Origin of the sequence: Verrucomicrobium sp. BvORR034 (genome assembly GCF_000739635.1) — a bacterium.
GTDB lineage: Bacteria > Verrucomicrobiota > Verrucomicrobiia > Verrucomicrobiales > Verrucomicrobiaceae > Verrucomicrobium.
Genome location: NZ_BATQ01000085.1, coordinates 93,097 through 110,641 on the forward strand (window position 1 = coordinate 93,097; position 17,545 = coordinate 110,641).

The window sequence follows — 17,545 nt, forward strand, 5'->3', positions numbered from 1 at the left end:
CCTACAACCTCAACACGTTCACCACCATGGCCAAGAGCACCATCTATGCAGGACTAGAGATCGGCACGTCCAAGATCTGCGTCGTTGTCGGCGAGGTGAAGAAGGACGGTGCCATCAAGATTCTGGGCGTAGGTCAGGCTCCTGCCCGTGGCATTCGCAAAGGCGAGATCACGGATTTTGACATCGCCCAGACCTGCCTCAATGACGCCCTTCTGCGGGCGGAAGACCGCAGTGATGTGATGATCCGCAACGTCTTCCTTGGTGTGAGTGGCACGCACATTGAGAGCTTGAACCACGCTGGCGTGTACCGCCTGCCCTCCGATCAGAACACCATCACTGAGGATGACCTTGAGGATGTTCGCGAGATCGCCTGCAATGTGGATATCGCTCAGAATCACGTGTTTCTGCATCGCATTGCGCGCAAGTACAGCGTGGACGGTCAGGAGCAGGTGCGCTCCTTGATCGGGCGTCCCGCAGAGAAGCTTGAGGCTGAGTTTCACATCATTCACGGCGTGCGCAGTCGCGTTCAGAATTCCATCCGCCTTGTCCGCCAGATCCCGCTGGAGGTGGAGGACGTGGTGTTCCTGCCTCTCGCGGCTGCCCAGGTTGTGCTTAATAAAGAGGCCAAGCAGCATGGGGCTCTCATGATCGACTTTGGCGGCGGCACTGCCGACTACGTTCTCTACATCGATGGCATGCTTACCGCCTCTGGGTGTGTGCCATTGGGTGGTGATCATATCACCAACGACATCTCCCTTTGCTTCCAGATCCCGCACGGTCGTGCAGAGCGTCTGAAGGTGGAGGAGGGGAGTGCTGTCTATGAAGACGTGGCCCCTGGCGAGATGATCCGTGTGGAGGATGAGAACGGCATGTTCGTCGGCGAGGTGGAGCGCGCCTTGCTGAATGAAGTCATCAGCCTGCGCACGCAGGAGATTCTGGGTCAGATTCGTGACCGGTGTGAGGAGCACGTCGGCCGCCTCGGCGCGGGTGTGTATCTCACAGGCGGCGTGAGCATGATGCGTGGCATCGAGCACGTTGCGAAGGAGATCTTTGGCGTTCGCGTCACCCGTGCGGGTTCGTCCCAGATGGGTGGAGTCACCGCCACCTATGAAAATCCCTGCTACTCGGCTCCGATCGGTTTGATCCGGTACGCGCAGCTCATGGATGCAGAAAAACCCTGGCTCTCACCTCTGGCAAAACTGGGCCGCCGGATGGCGGAGGTGTTCAGCACCTGGACTATTTAAGAAATTGCTCCTTGGGGGCGTGGAATTAGGCCCGGTATTTTTAAAATAGTATCCCTGCTTAACCTGCTGGGATTCAACTTTCTTTCCAGACTCGATTCGTCTTGGAGTTTTGCCCGGTTTGTGGTTTATGTAATCACGGCCCATAACCCCGTTTTCCAACCCAATTTTTAACCACTCCGGCTTATGGTAGAATTTGAACGCACTGACGAACGCGAACTGGCTCCCAGTATGCGCATGAAGATCTGTGTGGCTGGCGTGGGTGGCGGCGGCTTGAACGTCCTGGACCGCATCTCGCTGGATCGGATGATGGATGCAACGCTGGTCTCCATGCATACCGATGTGCGGGTGCTGGGTCATGCGATGACGCCGGTGAAGATTCAGCTCGGCTCCGAGCGCATGCGCGGCATTGGTAGCGGCGGTGATCCGGAGAACGGCTACGCGGCGGCGATCGACACGCGCGAGCAGATCCGCGCCGCGTTGCAGGGGCATGACATGGTTTTTGTTTGTTGCGGTCTCGGCGGTGGCACCGGTTCTGGTGCAGCTCCCGTGGTGGCAGAGGTTGCCAAGGAAATCGGGGCCATGGTGTTTGTGTTTGCCACGATGCCGTTCTCCTTTGAGGGGCGCCGTCGCATCCAGCAGGCCGAGGTGGCGCTGGAGCATCTGGGCCAGGTGGCCGATGCACTCATTCTCTTTGAGAACAACCGCATGGGCGAGCTCACGCTGCCCAAGGAAGGCATTCAAAAGGCCTTCAGCCAGGCGGATCAGTTGATCGGTCACAGCGTGCGTGCGATCGCCACCATGGTCATGCAGCCCGGCATCGTCCGCATGGGCATTGCAGACCTCCTTACGGCGCTGCGTGGTCCCAACTCCCGCTGCTTGTTTGGCTTCGGTGAAGCGCGTGGTACGAACCGCGTGGCAGATGCCCTCAAGCGTGCGCTCAAGAGCCCGCTGGTGAACCAGGGCATGCTGCTGCAGAACGCGCGCAACCTGCTCGTGCATGTGGCAGGCGGCGAGAGCCTGACGCTGGCCGAGGTGGAAAGTTTGATGAAACAACTCGGCAAGTATGTGCCCGAGGATACGCAGATCATGTTCGGCCTTGCCGTGGAGCCCAAGCTGGGCGACATGATCTCTGTCACGCTCGTCAGCTCGCTGAGTGTGTATGAGATGTCGCCGGACTCCGTGCTGGGGCGCACCGAGCGCTCCGCTCCTGTGGAGTCTCTGCCCGCGCTTCCTGCGGTGGAAGTGCCCGTGGCTGAGACTTACGTTGCTCCGCAGCCCCAGCCGCAACCAGCTCCGGTAGCCGCGCCTGTGCCGGTGCAGGCCGCTGAACCTGTTTACTATCAGAACGGGCAGAATGGCCAGAATGGTCATGCTCCGCAGCCTGTTGTTCAGACGGCAGTGGCTGCAGCGCCGACACCTGCGCCGGTCCAGGCACCCGCGCCTGCACCCGTGGCAGAGTTGGCTCCTCAACCCGTTTTCACAGCACCGGTGCAGGTTCAGGCACCGGCCCCACAGCCAGCTCCCCAGCCTGAACCTCAGCTCTTCCAACTAGAGTCTCCTGCTGTGGTTGAGCCTGATCTGTTCTTCATGGATGCGCCCGCACCTGCCCCGGTCCAGAATCTGGCATCGGCACCTGCGCCCGCACCTGTAGTCGTTTCGCAGCCGCAACAGGCTCCGCAGCCTCAGCCCCAAGCCGAGCCGATCAAGTCATCCTTCTTTATCGCGGACGACATGCCGGATGAAGAAGAGGTGGAGGCCCAGGCACCTGAGCCTCAAGTCAACTACTCCGCTCCTGCCGAAGTGCCGGCTGAGGAGAATGAAGACGTGCTCCGCGCAGAGGAACAGTTCTACCAGCCGCAGCCCCAGGCTCCTGTCGAGGCTCCAGCACCCGCACCGGCTCCTGCCAAGTCCTCCATTTTCTCCATCATCGAAGATGAAGAAGACGATGGGGACAGTGCTCCGGCGAACTATCCTGACACTCCCGGCGGTCATTGGTCTGACAAATATGCCAACCAGGCTCCGTCGCGTCCTGAGAGTGCTGCCACAGCGGTCGCTTCTGCCGTGGTCGCAGCGGCCCCTCAGCAGGCGGCCCCCGGAGGTCCTGGCAAGCCCGGCTCGGACTTCAAGCAGAGCACCTTTGACTTGAGCCAGGAAGAAGTCGCCCGATTCAAGGGTACGGACAAAACGATCGTGGAAGGGGAGGACCTCGACGTCCCGACCTGGATGCGGATGCGTCAAAAGCTCAAGCGATAGAATTGCCCAAAATTGAACATTTCGGCAGTGGAGATCTCTCATTTGTAGCGTATCTTGTCTTGTTGAAATGAATCTTCGCGCTCTGGCCCTACTGCTCCTGTTCCTGCTCACGCAGGCAGGGTCTGTTGTAGCCGGAGCCTGCGAGAAAGCGGCCCCTGCCCAGCAGTGTCCGCATGAGTGCTGTGTCTCTGTGGCCAGCGCTGAGCCTTCGCTTCAAACGACCGGATGTGCCTGCCTGCAGAGTTCGCAGGAAAGTCAGCCTCCGGCCCAAGCTCCGGTGGTGCCTGCATCTTCCAGCCGGGATCTTGCATCCCAGCAGTCGGTGTGGCTCTACATGGCGTTGGCCGATCTCTGGCTGAGCCAGTCACCGCGTGAGTTTCATCCGGTGGAAGCGGGCCGTATGGAGGTGGTGAAGCCTCTTTATGCGGTGCCCGTTCAGGTGCTGCATTGCGCCTTTTTGATCTGAGTTGTCCTCCTCCAAGGATGGATTGTGCCCTCGCTCCGCCTTGATGGCGTGTTCAGGGACGTGTGGGAGCCTCCCCCCACCTACAGCGTGCCTCGCGAAATCTCGCGCAACGCAACTCAACTCAGATTCAACTCATGTTCTCTTTCTCCCGTCGTCTGGCGGCGTGCCTTGGCGCAGCCGTGTTCCTTTCCTCCAGCCTGCAGGCCGCGCCGCTCGCCGCCCTGTGCGATTCCTGCAAGTCGGCCCGCCCTCTGGCGACTGACAAGGTGGTCGAGTACGACCTCTACATCACTGAACAAAAGGTCAGTCCCGCCGGCAAGTCCGTGCGTGCCCTGATGATCAACGGCTCCCTCCCAGGACCGACCCTGCGATTTCGTGAAGGCGAGTGGGCCCGCATTCGTGTCCACAATCAGCTGAAGAAGGAGGAGACCTCCACTCACTGGCATGGCCTGTTGCTGCCCAATGAGCAGGACGGTGTGCCCCACATCACCACGCCTCCCATCAAGCCCGGCACCACCCATACCTTTGAGTTTCAACTCCGGCATGCCGGGACGTACTGGTACCATTCGCACACGCATCTGCAGGAGCAGATCGGCGTGATTGGCTCCATCGTCGTCACCCCCAAAGGAGGCGAGCGGGAGAAGGTGGATCGGGACCAGGTCTTGGTCCTCTCTGACTGGACCAATGAGAAGCCCGAAGAAGTGCATCGCACCCTGGCGCGTGGCAGTGACTACTACGCGCTCAAGCGCGGCAATGCCCAGTCCATCGTCGGCGCATGGCAGCATGGTGCATCGAAGGAATACTGGGAGCGGGAATGGGGGCGCATGAGCCCCATGGACGTGTCCGATGTGGGCTACGACGCCTTCTTGATCAATGGCCGGAAGGAGTCGCAGATCGAAGGCCGTCCTGGCGAGCGGGTGAGACTGCGTTTGATCAATGCGGCGGCGGCCAGCTACTTCTATGTGACGTCTTCCACCGGGCCCATGACGATTGTGGCTGCGGACGGTCCCGCCGTGCAGCCAGTGAAGGTGGACCGTCTCTTCATCGCGATCGCCGAGACCTATGACGTGATCATCACCATCCCCAAATCGGGTCGTTGGGAATTGCGGGCCACCGCCCAGGATGGGACCGGTCACGCCTCTGCCTACATGGGGGCGGGGGAGGAACATCCCGCGACCGACCCACCCCGGCCGAACGTGTACACCATGGATGAGATGCTGAGCCTGACGCTGGAGGAGCAGGAGGACGATCCACGTGCTTCCTTGAACCTGCCCCGTCCCGGCTCACCCTACCGGTTGCTGAAGGCCGTGGAGGACACCACGCTGCCCACGGGGCGGCCACAGCGCAAGATCACGATGCGACTGACGGGCGACATGACCCGGTATGTCTGGTCCTTCGACGACAAGACCATGGCGGAGGATCCCTATGTGCGCCTGCATCATGGCGAGGTGATCCAGCTTGAGCTGGTGAATGACACGATGATGCATCACCCCATTCACCTGCACGGGCACTTTGTGCGGTTGATCAACGGGCAGGGCCAGCGTTCACCGCTCAAGCACACGGTGGATGTGCCGCCCATGAGCCGTCGCACAGTCGAGTTCGAGGCCAATGAGGAAAAGGACTGGATGTTCCACTGCCACATCCTCTATCACATGATGTCCGGCATGGCCCGGGTGTTCAGCTATGACAAGCCTGTTAACCCTGCCGACGGCAGTCCCGCAGAGCCTCAGATGGTTCATGCCTCTCACACAGCCTCCTCGGCAGCTGCCGGATCTTCCAGTGGTCACCATGGTGGGAGCCTGGGAGAGCATGCTCACGATATGTGGTTCCTCTTCGGCGCAGCCTCGGCCCAGTCGCACATGAGCGAGGGGAACATCACCCTCATGAATGCCAGGAATGACTTGATCCTCGGCTGGGAGGTGGGCTGGCAAGATGTGGATGACACCGAGTATGAGATCGAGGCCCTCTACCAGCGCTATCTCTCACCTGACTGGCAGGTCTTCGTCGGCGCCCGCCTCACCAATGATGAGGATGCGGAAAACCGTGCGGTTGCCGGTGTGAACTATCGCCTGCCGCTGATTATCTGGGCCAGTGCCAGTGTGGACAGCGAGGGTGACTTCCGGCTCGCCCTGGCGAAACGCTTCCAGGTGACTTCCCGTCTTGGAGCCTTTGGCGAGGTGCAGTACGACACCAACACCGAGTGGGAATGGACGGCAGGGGTGGACTACACCCTGACCAAGGAATTTTCCCTCATCGGCCAGTACCACTCCGAGTACGGCCTGGGCGGCGGGCTGCAAATTCGATTTTGAGGGTGAACACCCTCCCTAAAACACCACACAAACCTAACAGAACAGAAAGAACCCTAATATTATGAAAACGAAGATGACCCTGATCAGTACCCTCGCAGCGGTGGCTCTGGCTTTGACCGTGGGCGTGCCTGCGGCTTCTGCGGCTCCTGTGAAACCGTATCCGTCCAAGGAATGCATCGTCAGTGGCAATGAACTGGGCAGCATGGGGAAGGTCGTCACCAAGTCCCATGAAGGGCAAGAGGTGAAATTCTGCTGCAAGCCTTGTGTGAAGAAGTTCGACAAGGCCCCTGCCAAGTATCTTGGCAAGCTCAAGTAAGTTGGGCTGTTGAGAACTGACTCCTTTGGTGCCAGCCGGACCTTCGGCTGGCACCCGGGACCGTCGATTGACTACTTGAGGTCCGACAGAGCCGCTCCGAAGTTGATGTGGAACGGCTGACCGGACAGCACGAGAGCAGGCACGGATTGCACGCCAGCCTGCTCAGCCTCGGGGATCCTACCTTTGGCTTCGCCCAGATGCACCACCTCCACATCATAGCGAGAGGGATCAAGGGCCTGGGCGACGGTTTGTTCTGCGGCAACGCAGACAGGGCAACCGGCGTGGAAGAAAATGGCTTTGGATTTCATGGCAGTAGTCGTTGTTAGAGTTGGCTTGTTTTGATTTGGCTTCACCGGTTCCACTGGGTGGATGATCGGCGCTTGTAGAGGAAACGACTCCTGCGCCAGACCCGCGAGGGGGCACTATTTGGGAGGGAGGGTACCGAAAAGTACCTGCATGACACCCGGAGGCTCATCTGCCATGGTGATGAAACCTCATCATGCCTGCCAAGCCCAAAAAGTTTCTCACTTTGAGCGAGCGTTCGGCCTACCACAGTCTGGAGGACGTGGTGGGATGCAAATGGAGCGCAGGTGTTGTCGCCGCCCTTTCCCAAGGGGTGCACCGACCCGGTGCCCTGGAGCGTTACATTCCCGGCATCTCCACCAAGGTGCTCAATGAACGGCTGCGCAAATTGCTGGCCTACGGGCTCATCACCCGCGAGGAGAGCGCCGGTCTGCCCGCGCATGTGGAGTATCACCTGAGTCCCTCTGGCGTTCGGCTGGCAGAGATCCTAGGGCAGTTGCGCGTGCTCAATGGGGAGCATCAGGCCAGTTTGGACGGACAGGAGGGCGGAGCATGAAGGTCCTGTCTCTACACACCGGAGCAGCGCGTGACATCACGGCGACGGGAACGGGCGAGTGGTGGGACAAGGACTGGCGGTCCGGGTTTGTGAAGGCTTCGCAGTCGGGATCCGTCTGGCTGGGGTACGAGGGATTCAGCGGGGATGAGCAGGCGGACCGTAAGCACCACGGTGGGGTGGAAAAAGCCGTCTGCGTGTATCCCGTGGAGCACTACCTCTACTGGCAGGAAGTGTTGCCAGATTTGGACCTTCCTCACGGAGCTTTTGGCGAAAACTTGACCACCAGCGGACTGTTGGAATCGGGAGTGTCAGTGGGCGATGTGTACCAACTCGGAGAGGCCATGGTCCAGGTGTCCCAACCGCGGCAGCCGTGCTGGAAACTGGCCCGCCGCTGGAGGGTGAAAGACCTGAGCGCGCAGGTGGAGCGCACGGGGTACACGGGATTTTACTTCCGGGTGCTGCGGCACGGACATGTCGCGGCCGGGAATGAGCTGGAGTTGAAGGATCGTCCCTGGCCACAGTGGACTGTGCAACGATGCAACGAGATCATGCACCACCAGCGGCAGGATGCGGAAAGCGCCCGACAGCTCGCGGAGTGTCCCGCTTTGTCCGGCAGTTGGAAGGACAATCTCTGGCGGCGGGCGCAATCAGCCGGTGCAGGAGGGGCAGGGGAAGCGGCCCGTCGTACGGCGAGGCTGGAGGGGTGAGGAGGCTTTCAGCGAAGGAAGCTTGGGGAGCGCACGCATCTTGCGTGCTGCCTTCTGCATCTTGCAGAAGGCCCTTCCGGGGGGGGGATGAGGGGTTTGAGTGCGCGTAGGACAGCCATGCGTGCAAGGCTGACGGTTGCTCACCCACCACGAACGCCCTTCCTGAGTTCCCGGCAAGATGCCGAGAACGGTACGCAGGATGCGTGCGGTCCCCGCTGAGCTTGGGGCGACGCGGCTGGGAAGCTTCGGGAATGCGTCCAACATCCCGCCACCCCGCCCGTGATTTTTGCTCTTTGTCATTCGGGCATTCCATTGTAATGCACGGCACTAAGCATGAATCACGCCGTCGTCAGTTTGTTGAAGGAAGGTCGCCACAAGATGCACGTGCACCTCATTGGGGTGGCGGGCTCTGGCATGAGCGGACTCGCCCTGTTGCTCATGGAGCTCGGGCACAAGGTCAGCGGCTCGGACAAGGTGACGACTCTGGAAACAGAGCGGATGGAGAAGAAAGGGCTCATCTTCCATTGCCCGCAGAGCGAGCGCGAGGTGGAGGGGGCGGACATGGTCATCTACTCCAGCGCAGTGAAGCCGGGTAATCCTGCATATGAAGCAGCCTATCGACACGGCATCCCGCTCGTCCGCCGGGCGGAGGCTCTCGCCGCCATCATGGCGCGCAAGCACGGCGTGGTGGTGGCCGGTACCCACGGGAAGACAACCACGTCCTCCATGGCGGCCCACGTGCTGCGGGTGGGCGGGGCCAAGCCCTCGCACTATGTCGGGGCAGAGATTCCCATTCTGGGGAGCAATGCCCACTGGGATGAAGCCGGCGAGCTTTTCGTGGCAGAAGGGGATGAAAGCGACGGCACCCTCGTGAAATTTGAGCCGCGGCATGCCATCATTCTGAACATCGAGGCTGAGCACCTCGACTACTATGAGGATCTCAATGAGATCAAGCTCGTCTTCCGCCAGCTCCTTGAGAAGACCAGCGGTTACAGCGTGTATTGCGCGGAGGATCCCGTAGCCACGGAACTCTGCCAGGGTCGGAAGAACGGCATCAGCTATGGCTGGAGCCGTGAGCACGAATTCTCGGCGAACATCCTGGAACTGCGCCCGGCTCAGACCCGCTATGAGGTTTTCCAGAAAGGGGAGCTCATCGGGGAGGTGCTTTTGGGCATTCCTGGGCGGCACAATGTTTTGAACTCACTGGCTGCCATCAGCCTCGCCATCAGCGTCGGGGTGCCGTTTGCCAGCATCAAGCAGGCCCTGGAGTCCTTTCGCGGAGCTCGTCGGCGTTTTGAGGTCAAGTACTCCGGGGCTCACTACCAGATCATCGACGACTACGGTCACCATCCCACGGAGATCAAAGCCACGCTGGCCACGGCGAAGGCGCTCAATCCCAAGCGCATCGTCTGCCTCTTTCAGCCGCACCGCTACTCCCGCACGCAGCTCCTGAAGCAGGAGTTCGGCGGTGCCTTTAACGATGTGGATGTGCTCTGCGTGACGGATGTGTACGCAGCCAGTGAGAAACCGCTGCCCGGTGTGTCTGGCGAAACCATTCTCGAAGAGGTGAAGCTCCAGGCCCCTGGAGTGGAGTGCCATAGCACGCCCAAGCTTCTGGACGCCCGCGATCTCATTGGCAGCAAGCTGCGCCCTGGAGATCTCCTCATCACCCTGGGAGCGGGAAACGTGCATGAAGTGGGCAGTGCCCTGGCCAAGGACCTGAAGGTGGCCGAGCAACTCACCACGGTGCTCAATCGTGAAGGCGGCGGTACGGTGAAGCTCTATGAGCCGATGGCCAACCACACCACCATCCGTCTGGGAGGGCCTGCGCAGTATTGGATCGAACCCATGACCATCCAGGGTTTTGCCGAGGTGGTGAAGGCACTGCGTGCCGCGTTGATTCCGATTCGTGTCATTGGCCGGGGCTCGAACCTGCTCGTGCGTGATGGCGGCATCAAAGGGGCGGTCCTGCACCCGAGCAAGGGTGAGTTCGATGAAGTACGTGTCGAAGGCAATTTCATCTTTGCCGCCACCGGCGTCCGTCTCAAGAAGATCGCCAGCGCCGCCCGCGCAGCGGGGTTGGGTGGGTTCGAATGGATGGAAGGCATCCCCGGCAACCTCGGCGGAGCCCTGCGCATGAACGCCGGGGCCATGGGCCTGCAGACCTTTGACCAGGTGGTGAGCGTCCGTTTCCTGGATGGCAATGGAGAGCTTCGCGAGAAGATGAAGCATGAGATCGACCATCAGTACCGGAGTGTTCCGGAGCTGGACCGGCACTTCGCCGTGAGCGCGGTGCTGCAAGGACGGCCCGCGGAAGCTGCGGAGATTGACGAGAAGCTGGCGGCCTCTCATCAGAAGCGCCGGGGATCGCAGCCCATCGGGGCCAGTGCAGGCTGCATCTTCAAGAATCCGGGACCGGTGCCTGCGGGCAAGCTGGTGGACGAGCTCGGCCTCAAGGGGCGCTCGTTTGGCAAGGCCATCGTCTCAGATGTGCATGGGAACTTCATCCTGAACTCCGGTGGTGGCACAGCCCGGGAGGTGCAGGATCTCATCGCCGACATCAAGCAGGTGGCGCTACAGGAGCGGGGCATCATGCTGGAGACTGAGGTCCAGATCATTGGTGAAGAGGAACCCATCCCGCTGTAACCGCATGGCATCAGGGGTGGTGTTCAATACGGTTTTGCAACCCGTGGTGCCGCTTGGCAATCAACCTGCTAGTGGCGGGGTGGAATCTCATTTCACCGATGGAATCGCCCCCGCCTCAACAGACTGAAGATTTTTTTGCCAGAAGCTTCCCGGAGGCGGCCGGATGCTCTAGGGTGTGATTTGCAAAGGTAAATCATGCCCTACGGACGCCCGAACTTGATCGGCAACGATCCCGCGCCATCTGGCGTGGATCGGTACCGGAGCGTCTTCAATCTCCAGCACCAGTTTCTGGCGGTGCTTGCTCCGGACGGCATCGTTCTGGAGATCAATGATCTGCCCCTCCGGGTAGGGGGCGTACGCCGGGAGGCGGTGGTGGGCAGGCCTTTGTGGGAAGGCGGATGGTGGCGGGACCACCCAGAGATGCGCGCAGCGTGGCCGGTGCGTTTGAAGGCGGCCGCTGCTGAGGAGGGGCCGGTGCATCATGAGGGCCCCTTCAAGACGGCATCGGGAGACTTGCGTTATGCCCTCGATACCATCACGGCGGTGCGCGACGAACTGGGCCGGTTGGATTATTTCATCGTCCAGGGGCACGACATCACGGATCGGGTCCGGGCCGAACTGGCGCTGCGGGAGAAGGATGCCCTCCTGGAGATGGCGGGCCAGATGTCCCACATGGGGGCGTGGACGGTGGATTTCCCCGGGGCGCAGCTTACCTGGTCGGACGAAGTCTGCCGCATTCATGACATGCCGTTGGGGAGCCGCCCCACGCCGGAGGAGGCGCTGGAGTTCTACCATCCAGAGGCACGGCCGGAGATTGTGGCGGCCATTCAGGCATGCCATGAGCACGGCACTTCGTTCGACAAGGAGCTGCAGATCACAACGCGGAAGGGCTGCGCGATCTGGGTGCGGGTGATGGGGGAGGCCGTGCGGGCGCTGGATGGCACGGTGACGCGCATTCAGGGTGCCATTCAGGATATCACCCTGCCCAAGCTGGCACGTGATGCGGTGATTGCGGGTGAGGAGCGCTTCAAGTTTGTGGCCCAGGCGACGAATGATGCCATCTGGGACTGGGACGTCGTGCAGAACAAGCTTTGGTGGAGTGAAGGCTTCACACGCCTCTTCGGATTTGAGCCCCACGAGGTGGCGGAGGGTATTGAGTCCTGGACGGGCCTGATCCATCCAGATGACCGTGCGACGGTGGTGCGCGACTTCTACCGTGCGGTGGAAGGCGACGGGGACAGCTGGGTGGCAGAGTACCGGTTTCTCTGCAAGGACGGCCACGTGGCTCAGGTGCTGGACCGCGGTCGCATCATCCGTGATTCTGGCGGCCGGTGTGTGCGCATGGTGGGTGGGATGACCGACTTCACCGCCTACAAGCAGGCGGAAATGGAGCTGGCCCGGTCCAACCGCGCACTCAAGATGCTCTCGGACTGCAACGAGAGACTGATTCATGCCGCTGATGAACACGAACTGGTGGCAGAGATCTGCCGGCTGGCAGTGGAGAAAGGCGGCTACCGCATGGCCTGGGTTGGCTATGCGCAGAACGATGCGGAGAAGACCATCAAACCCATGGCGCACGCCGGGGCAGAACTGGGCTACCTGAAAGAGATCACGCTCACATGGTCGGACATCGAACCCCGCGGGCTCGGACCCGCTGGTCAGGCCATCCGCAGTGGCACGGCGGTGGTGGCCAAGAACATCCAGGACTCGGGCTCAGGCTTCCACTGGCTGGAACCTGCGCTGAGGCGCGGATACCAGAGCGTCATCTGTCTGCCGCTCAAGGAGGAGACGCGCACCTTTGGCATCCTCGCCCTCTACTCCGGGGAGGTGCAGCCGTTTGCTCCGGAAGAGGTTCATCTGCTCCAGGAACTGGCGGACGACCTGGCGTTTGGCATTCACCACCTGCGCTCACAAGGGGAGCGCCGTCAGTTGGAGGCCACGGTGCTAAAGGTGGCCTCCAGCATCTCATCGAGCACGGGCCGGGAGTTCTTTGAGCAACTGGCGCGGAACATGGCGGAGGCCCTGGGGGCGCATGCGGGATTCGTCGCCAGATTGCTGTCCGGAGAGACCAAGCGCGTGCGCACGATTGCGGCGGTGGTGGGCGGGGAGGTGCTGCCGAACTTTGAGTACTCTCTGGTTGGCACCCCTTGCGAGAATCTCGCTGAGAAGGATGAATGGGTGGTGCCCTCGGGCATGGCCCAGCAGTTCCCGAATGTGAAGTTGCTGCAGGGGATGAAGGCAGAGGGCTACGTGGGCTGCCGTCTCTCCAATGCGGCGGATCAGTTCGTCGGGCTGTTGTTTGTGATCTTCCAGCAGCCGCTGGAGAAGACGGAGTTCGTCACCACCACGCTCAAGATCTTTGCCACGCGTGCGGCGGCGGAACTGGAGCGCCAGGAGTCCGACCGCCGCATTCGTCAGCAGGCCTCCCTGCTGGATCACGCCCGGGATGCCATTGTGGTTCGAGACCTGGACAACAAGATCATCTACTGGAACAAGGGGGCGGAACGTATCTACGGATGGGGGGAGGAGGAGGTCTTGGGGCGGGACGTGGCTGGTGTGCTCTACCGGGACACCTTTGTGCTCAACCAGGCGATGAAGTCCGTGTTGGATACGGGTGACTGGTCTGGCGAGCTCCACCACGTGGGCAAGGACGGACGCCAGTTGATCATGGAAGGGCGCTGGACGCTCATGCGGGACAAGACGGGCCAGCCCCAGAGCATTCTGGCCATCAACACGGATGTGACGGAGAAGAAAAAGCTGGAGCAGCAGTTCCTGCGAGCCCAGCGGATGGAGAGCATCGGCACCCTGGCCGGAGGCATCGCGCATGACCTCAACAACGTGCTCTCGCCCATCACGATGGCGATTGATCTGCTCAAGATGAGCAACAACAACCCGGAGAATCAGGAGCTCTTTGCCACCATCGCCGACAGTGCCCGACGTGGGGCGGACATGGTGCGGCAGGTGCTTTCCTTTGCCCGGGGCATGGAGGGGCAGCGCATCCAGATCCAGGTGAAACATCTGATCAGGGAGATTGAAAAAATCACCCGCGACACCTTCCCCAAGAGCATCCGGGTGTGTACCAAGATCGCGCCGGATCTCCTGGCGCTGCATGGCGATCCCACGCAGCTTCATCAGGTGCTGCTGAATCTGTGCGTGAATGCCCGGGATGCCCTGCCCGATGGCGGCGACATCACCCTCTCGGCCCGGAACATCATGGTGCACCGTGAGGACATCACGGCCGACTTTGATGCCCATGCCGGACCGCATGTGCTGATCGAGGTGGTGGACACCGGCACCGGTATTCCGCAGTCCATCATCGAGAAGGTGTTCGACCCGTTCTTCACCACCAAGGAGATCGGCAAGGGAACCGGGCTGGGACTTTCCACCTCGCTTGCCATTGTGAAGAGCCATGAGGGCTTCATGCGGCTCGAGAGCCAGCCGGGTGTGGGCACGCACTTCAGCATCTTTCTCCCCGCCTGGGCAGAGGACGGCCGACCTCTGCTGGATCCTACGGAAGGGGAGTCGCCGCGGGGTGCAGGAGAGTGGATTCTGGTCGTGGATGACGAGGAACTCATTCGTCAGATCGCCCGCCAGACGCTGCAGGCCTACGGCTACCACGTGCTGGTGGCCTGTGACGGGGTCGAGGCCCTGGCCCTGTATCGGCAGAATCGCGACCGCATCGCTGCGGTGGTGACGGACATGATGATGCCCGTCATGGACGGGGCGACGACCATCCGGCGGCTCATGGAGATGAACCCGGCGGTGAAAATCATTGCCGCAAGCGGCATTGCCACGAATGACCAACTGGCCCGGGCTTCGGGTACAGGAGTGAAACGATTCCTGGCCAAGCCGTACAGTGTGGAGGCCCTGCTGGCCGCGCTGCGGGAGACTTTGGACTCCGACTGAGAGGCTTTGCACTTGCCCGCGCCCGGTTCATCCCGCTACCATGAGCGCGGTTTTTGCATTTGTTTCCTCCATGAACGCCACACGCCCTGATACCACCGCCCCCACCACGTCTCGTCGTCGGTTCCTTTTCCAGAGTGCTGCGGCGCTCGGATTTCCCGCCATCATCCCCGCCACTGCCCTGGGAAAAGCTGGTCGCCCGGCTCCGTCAGAGCGCATCACGGTGGCCGTGCTGGGCTGGGGCACCATCGCCACCCACTGGACTCCCAGCTTCCTGAACAACGAGAAGTGCCAGGTCGTGGCCGTGGCGGACCCCATGAAAGAGGGTTCGAACTACGGGTACAGTGGTGAACTCAAAGGAGGCCGCGAAGTGGGGCGCCAGTTCATCGACAAGTTCTACTCCGAGAACGCAAAGACCAAGGTCAAGGTCTGTTCGGCTTACACCGACTTCCGCGAACTACTGGAGAAGGAAGACATTGATGCCGTGCAGATCTGCACGCCGGACCACTGGCACGGCTACCAGACGATCTACAGCGCGCGGAAGGGCAAGCACCTCTACGGGCAGAAACCGCTGTCGCTGAACATCGGCGAAGGCCGCCAGATGGTGAATGCCATCAATGAAGCCGGCATCACCTGGCAGACCGGCAGCCAGCAGCGCAGCGATGCCTACTTCCGCATGGCGTGCGAGTTCGTCCGCAACGGCCGCATCGGCAAGGTCAAACGTGTGCGCATTGGCCTCCCCGGCGGTCACAAGAACTGGAGCAAGCTGGGTGACAAGACGGACCCCGCACCTGTGCCGGCTGATTTCGACTATGACATGTGGCTGGGCCCGGCCGAGCAGATGGAGTATCGCCCGGCGCTGCTGCCGCTGAACTGGCGTCACAACTTCAATTTCTCCGGTGGGATGATCACCGACTTCGGTGCCCACCACATCGACATCGCCCAGTGGGCCATGGATCTGGAGAGCACCGGTCCAGTGGAGATCAACAACATCCATGGGGAGCTTCCAGACAAGAAGGCGCTCTACAACACGGCCTCCAAGTTCCACTATGAGTGCACGTTCGAGAACGGCACCCAGTACATCATCGCGGATGAAAGCGAAAAACTGATGCCGGAGCTCGAAGCGTTGCAGAAGGACAAGAGCAAGCCTGCGGATCAGACGGGCATCTTCTTTGAAGGCGAGGGTGGCAAGTGGATCTGGGTGAACCGCGGCAAGTTGCTGGCGAGCGATCCCAACCTCTTCCGCGACAAGATCCGCCCTGAGGAAGTGCATCTCTACGAGAGCAAGGATCACACCGACAACTTCCTGGACTGCGTGTACTCCGGTAAGCCGCCCGTGGCTCCGGTGGAGACGGCGCATCGCACCATCAGCATCTCCCATCTGGGCAACATCGGCCTGCGTCTGGGTCGCACTTCTCTGAAGTGGGATCCCAAGGCGGAATCCTTTACAGGTGACGAGGAGGCGAACGGCCTGCGGAATCGCGAGTGGCGCAAGCCTTGGGTGCTGGCATAATCAGCACGGTGAGAGGAAAAACTCAGAATCAGGAAACTACTGGATCCGGCAGAAGCTGGATCCGGTGGGTCGTGTGCACCTGGCTGGTACTGGCGGGAACCGCCCTGGCCCATCCCTTCGATGGGGATGGGGCGGGCGAAGCGGCCGATGCCAGCCGGAACACCCAGGTGTATCTTTATCTGGAGCCTGGTCTGGCCCGGGTGGAGTGCTTGATGTGGCTGCCCGCCGCGCTGGAGCGGCTGGGGCAACCGGGTGTGAAGGATCTCCTGCTTCCGGATGAGGCGAGAGCGCGATTGATTGGGACCGCCCGGGAGGTAGCCCCGTCTTGGTGCCGTCTGCGGGTGAATCGCGTGAATCAGCAGGGCGGTATTGTCTCGGCCACGGTGCTCAAGGGCATGCCGGGGCGGAGCGAGACGATTGGAACGAAGGATGCCACCCCGGTGATTGAGGGGATGATGGGCCTGATCTGGCAGTTTGAACTGCCTCCCCATGTGGAGAGTGTGGAGCTGGAGTGGGCGGGTTTTGACGGAACCATCACCAAGGTGCCGGTCACGATTTTCTTTGGCTCCCAGGCGGAGTCGGGGCAGGAACTCACGGCAGCTGGACCGATGTTGCTTTGGAAGAATGAAGGCCTGCTACCGGACCCGCCGCCCCTGGCGGAAGTCCCCAAGCTGCCGGGGAAAGCCGCCTATCCGTTGCCTGCGGGGGCGATCGTGTGGATGGTGCTGGGAGTTGGAATCGTGTTGATTATGGGACGTTCATTGCGTCAGAAGCCTGCGGTCTTTGCCGGGGTGGTGCTCATGCTCGGGGCGGGTGCCTGGCTGCTGTGGCCAGTTTGGCGGGTCCCAGTGCCGGTTCCAGGAGCCAAAGCGCCTGAGATCACCACCGCACAGGCGACGGGTGTACTTTCCAGTCTGGTGGAGAACGTTTACCGGTCGTTTGATCAGAACAGCGAGTCAGCGATCTACGACGTGCTTGAGCGCAGCGTGAACGGTCCGCTGTTGCAGAATCTGTATTTGCAGACCTCTCAGGCCCTCACCTTGGACGGTCAGGATGGTACGCGTGTGAAGGTAAACGATTTGTATGTGCATGTGGACAACGTGACGCCGCTGCAAGGTCGCGAAGGCTTTGTGGCGGATTGCCAGTGGACCGCGCGCGGCACGGTGGGGCATTGGGGCCACCTTCATCAACGGCTCAACCGCTACACGGCCAAGATCGATGTCGAGCCGGTGGAGGGCGCCTGGAAGATGACCGGCCTGGAGGTTCTGGAAGAACGGCGGTTGTAAGGCTCCCCGTGATAGGGCGGTTGTTCCAGAGGCGTATGGTCTC

12 protein-coding genes are annotated in these 17,545 nt (G+C 61.2%); 11 read left to right on the forward strand and 1 reads right to left on the reverse strand.

What is annotated here, in order from left to right:
* Positions 1-26 precede the first annotated feature (26 nt).
* The 5 genes from ftsA to BV034_RS14895 all read left to right on the forward strand — a co-directional run bounded on the left by ftsA (position 27) and on the right by BV034_RS14895 (position 6,588).
* Positions 27-1,244 carry a cell division protein FtsA gene (gene ftsA, locus BV034_RS14875; RefSeq protein ID WP_009962556.1) on the forward strand — a complete coding sequence of 406 codons (1,218 nt, stop codon included), beginning with the start codon at positions 27-29 and terminating at the stop codon, positions 1,242-1,244.
* Between the two features lie 183 nt (positions 1,245-1,427).
* Positions 1,428-3,497: a cell division protein FtsZ gene (locus BV034_RS14880; RefSeq protein ID WP_050027792.1), complete on the forward strand. Its 2,070-nt coding sequence runs from the start codon at positions 1,428-1,430 to the stop codon at positions 3,495-3,497.
* Positions 3,498-3,564: 67 nt separating this feature from the next.
* Positions 3,565-3,963, forward strand: coding sequence for a hypothetical protein (locus BV034_RS14885; RefSeq protein WP_050027793.1), 399 nt, complete (start codon positions 3,565-3,567; stop codon positions 3,961-3,963).
* Positions 3,964-4,097: 134 nt separating this feature from the next.
* Positions 4,098-6,272 (forward strand): multicopper oxidase domain-containing protein, encoded by a 2,175-nt coding sequence (locus BV034_RS14890; RefSeq protein WP_050027794.1) that lies wholly within the window; start codon positions 4,098-4,100, stop codon positions 6,270-6,272.
* Between the two features lie 61 nt (positions 6,273-6,333).
* Positions 6,334-6,588 (forward strand): hypothetical protein, encoded by a 255-nt coding sequence (locus tag BV034_RS14895; RefSeq protein ID WP_265593024.1) that lies wholly within the window; start codon positions 6,334-6,336, stop codon positions 6,586-6,588.
* 71 nt (positions 6,589-6,659) lie between these two features.
* Here BV034_RS14895 and BV034_RS14900 read toward each other — a convergent pair whose 3' ends face one another.
* Positions 6,660-6,896 carry a thioredoxin family protein gene (locus BV034_RS14900; protein ID WP_038169476.1) on the reverse strand — a complete coding sequence of 79 codons (237 nt, stop codon included), beginning with the start codon at positions 6,894-6,896 and terminating at the stop codon, positions 6,660-6,662.
* A 191-nt stretch (positions 6,897-7,087) separates the two neighbouring features.
* On the opposite strand from BV034_RS14900, the gene BV034_RS14905 reads away from it, so the two are divergent.
* From BV034_RS14905 to BV034_RS14930, 6 genes are all read left to right on the forward strand, one after another.
* Positions 7,088-7,447, forward strand: coding sequence for a helix-turn-helix domain-containing protein (locus tag BV034_RS14905; RefSeq protein WP_050027796.1), 360 nt, complete (start codon positions 7,088-7,090; stop codon positions 7,445-7,447).
* Entirely contained in the window at positions 7,444-8,154 is a 711-nt protein-coding gene (locus tag BV034_RS14910) for an MOSC domain-containing protein (RefSeq protein ID WP_050027797.1), read from the forward strand. Before BV034_RS14905 ends, BV034_RS14910 begins: the two co-directional genes overlap by 4 nt.
* Before the next feature lie 333 nt (positions 8,155-8,487).
* The gene (gene murC, locus BV034_RS14915) at positions 8,488-10,800 is read left to right on the forward strand and encodes a UDP-N-acetylmuramate--L-alanine ligase (protein ID WP_050027798.1); all 2,313 of its coding nucleotides are present in this window, start codon (positions 8,488-8,490) and stop codon (positions 10,798-10,800) included.
* A 195-nt stretch (positions 10,801-10,995) separates the two neighbouring features.
* Entirely contained in the window at positions 10,996-14,706 is a 3,711-nt protein-coding gene (locus BV034_RS14920; protein WP_050027799.1) for a PAS domain S-box protein, read from the forward strand.
* 70 nt (positions 14,707-14,776) lie between these two features.
* Entirely contained in the window at positions 14,777-16,216 is a 1,440-nt protein-coding gene (locus BV034_RS14925; protein ID WP_063768796.1) for a Gfo/Idh/MocA family oxidoreductase, read from the forward strand.
* A gap of 71 nt (positions 16,217-16,287) precedes the next feature.
* Entirely contained in the window at positions 16,288-17,502 is a 1,215-nt protein-coding gene (locus BV034_RS14930) for a hypothetical protein (RefSeq protein ID WP_050027801.1), read from the forward strand.
* Positions 17,503-17,545 lie beyond the last annotated feature (43 nt).

Bases quoted from the DNA above. Each gene is read 5' to 3' on its own strand.
- ftsA (WP_009962556.1), top strand. From the start codon at position 27: ATGGCCAAGAGCACCATCTATGCAGGACTAGAGATCGGCACGTCCAAG.
- BV034_RS14880 (WP_050027792.1), top strand. From the start codon at position 1,428: ATGGTAGAATTTGAACGCACTGACGAACGCGAACTGGCTCCCAGTATG.
- BV034_RS14885 (WP_050027793.1), top strand. From the start codon at position 3,565: ATGAATCTTCGCGCTCTGGCCCTACTGCTCCTGTTCCTGCTCACGCAG.
- BV034_RS14890 (WP_050027794.1), top strand. From the start codon at position 4,098: ATGTTCTCTTTCTCCCGTCGTCTGGCGGCGTGCCTTGGCGCAGCCGTG.
- BV034_RS14895 (WP_265593024.1), top strand. From the start codon at position 6,334: ATGAAAACGAAGATGACCCTGATCAGTACCCTCGCAGCGGTGGCTCTG.
- BV034_RS14900 (WP_038169476.1), bottom strand. From the start codon at position 6,896: ATGAAATCCAAAGCCATTTTCTTCCACGCCGGTTGCCCTGTCTGCGTT.
- BV034_RS14905 (WP_050027796.1), top strand. From the start codon at position 7,088: ATGCCTGCCAAGCCCAAAAAGTTTCTCACTTTGAGCGAGCGTTCGGCC.
- BV034_RS14910 (WP_050027797.1), top strand. From the start codon at position 7,444: ATGAAGGTCCTGTCTCTACACACCGGAGCAGCGCGTGACATCACGGCG.
- murC (WP_050027798.1), top strand. From the start codon at position 8,488: ATGAATCACGCCGTCGTCAGTTTGTTGAAGGAAGGTCGCCACAAGATG.
- BV034_RS14920 (WP_050027799.1), top strand. From the start codon at position 10,996: ATGCCCTACGGACGCCCGAACTTGATCGGCAACGATCCCGCGCCATCT.
- BV034_RS14925 (WP_063768796.1), top strand. From the start codon at position 14,777: ATGAACGCCACACGCCCTGATACCACCGCCCCCACCACGTCTCGTCGT.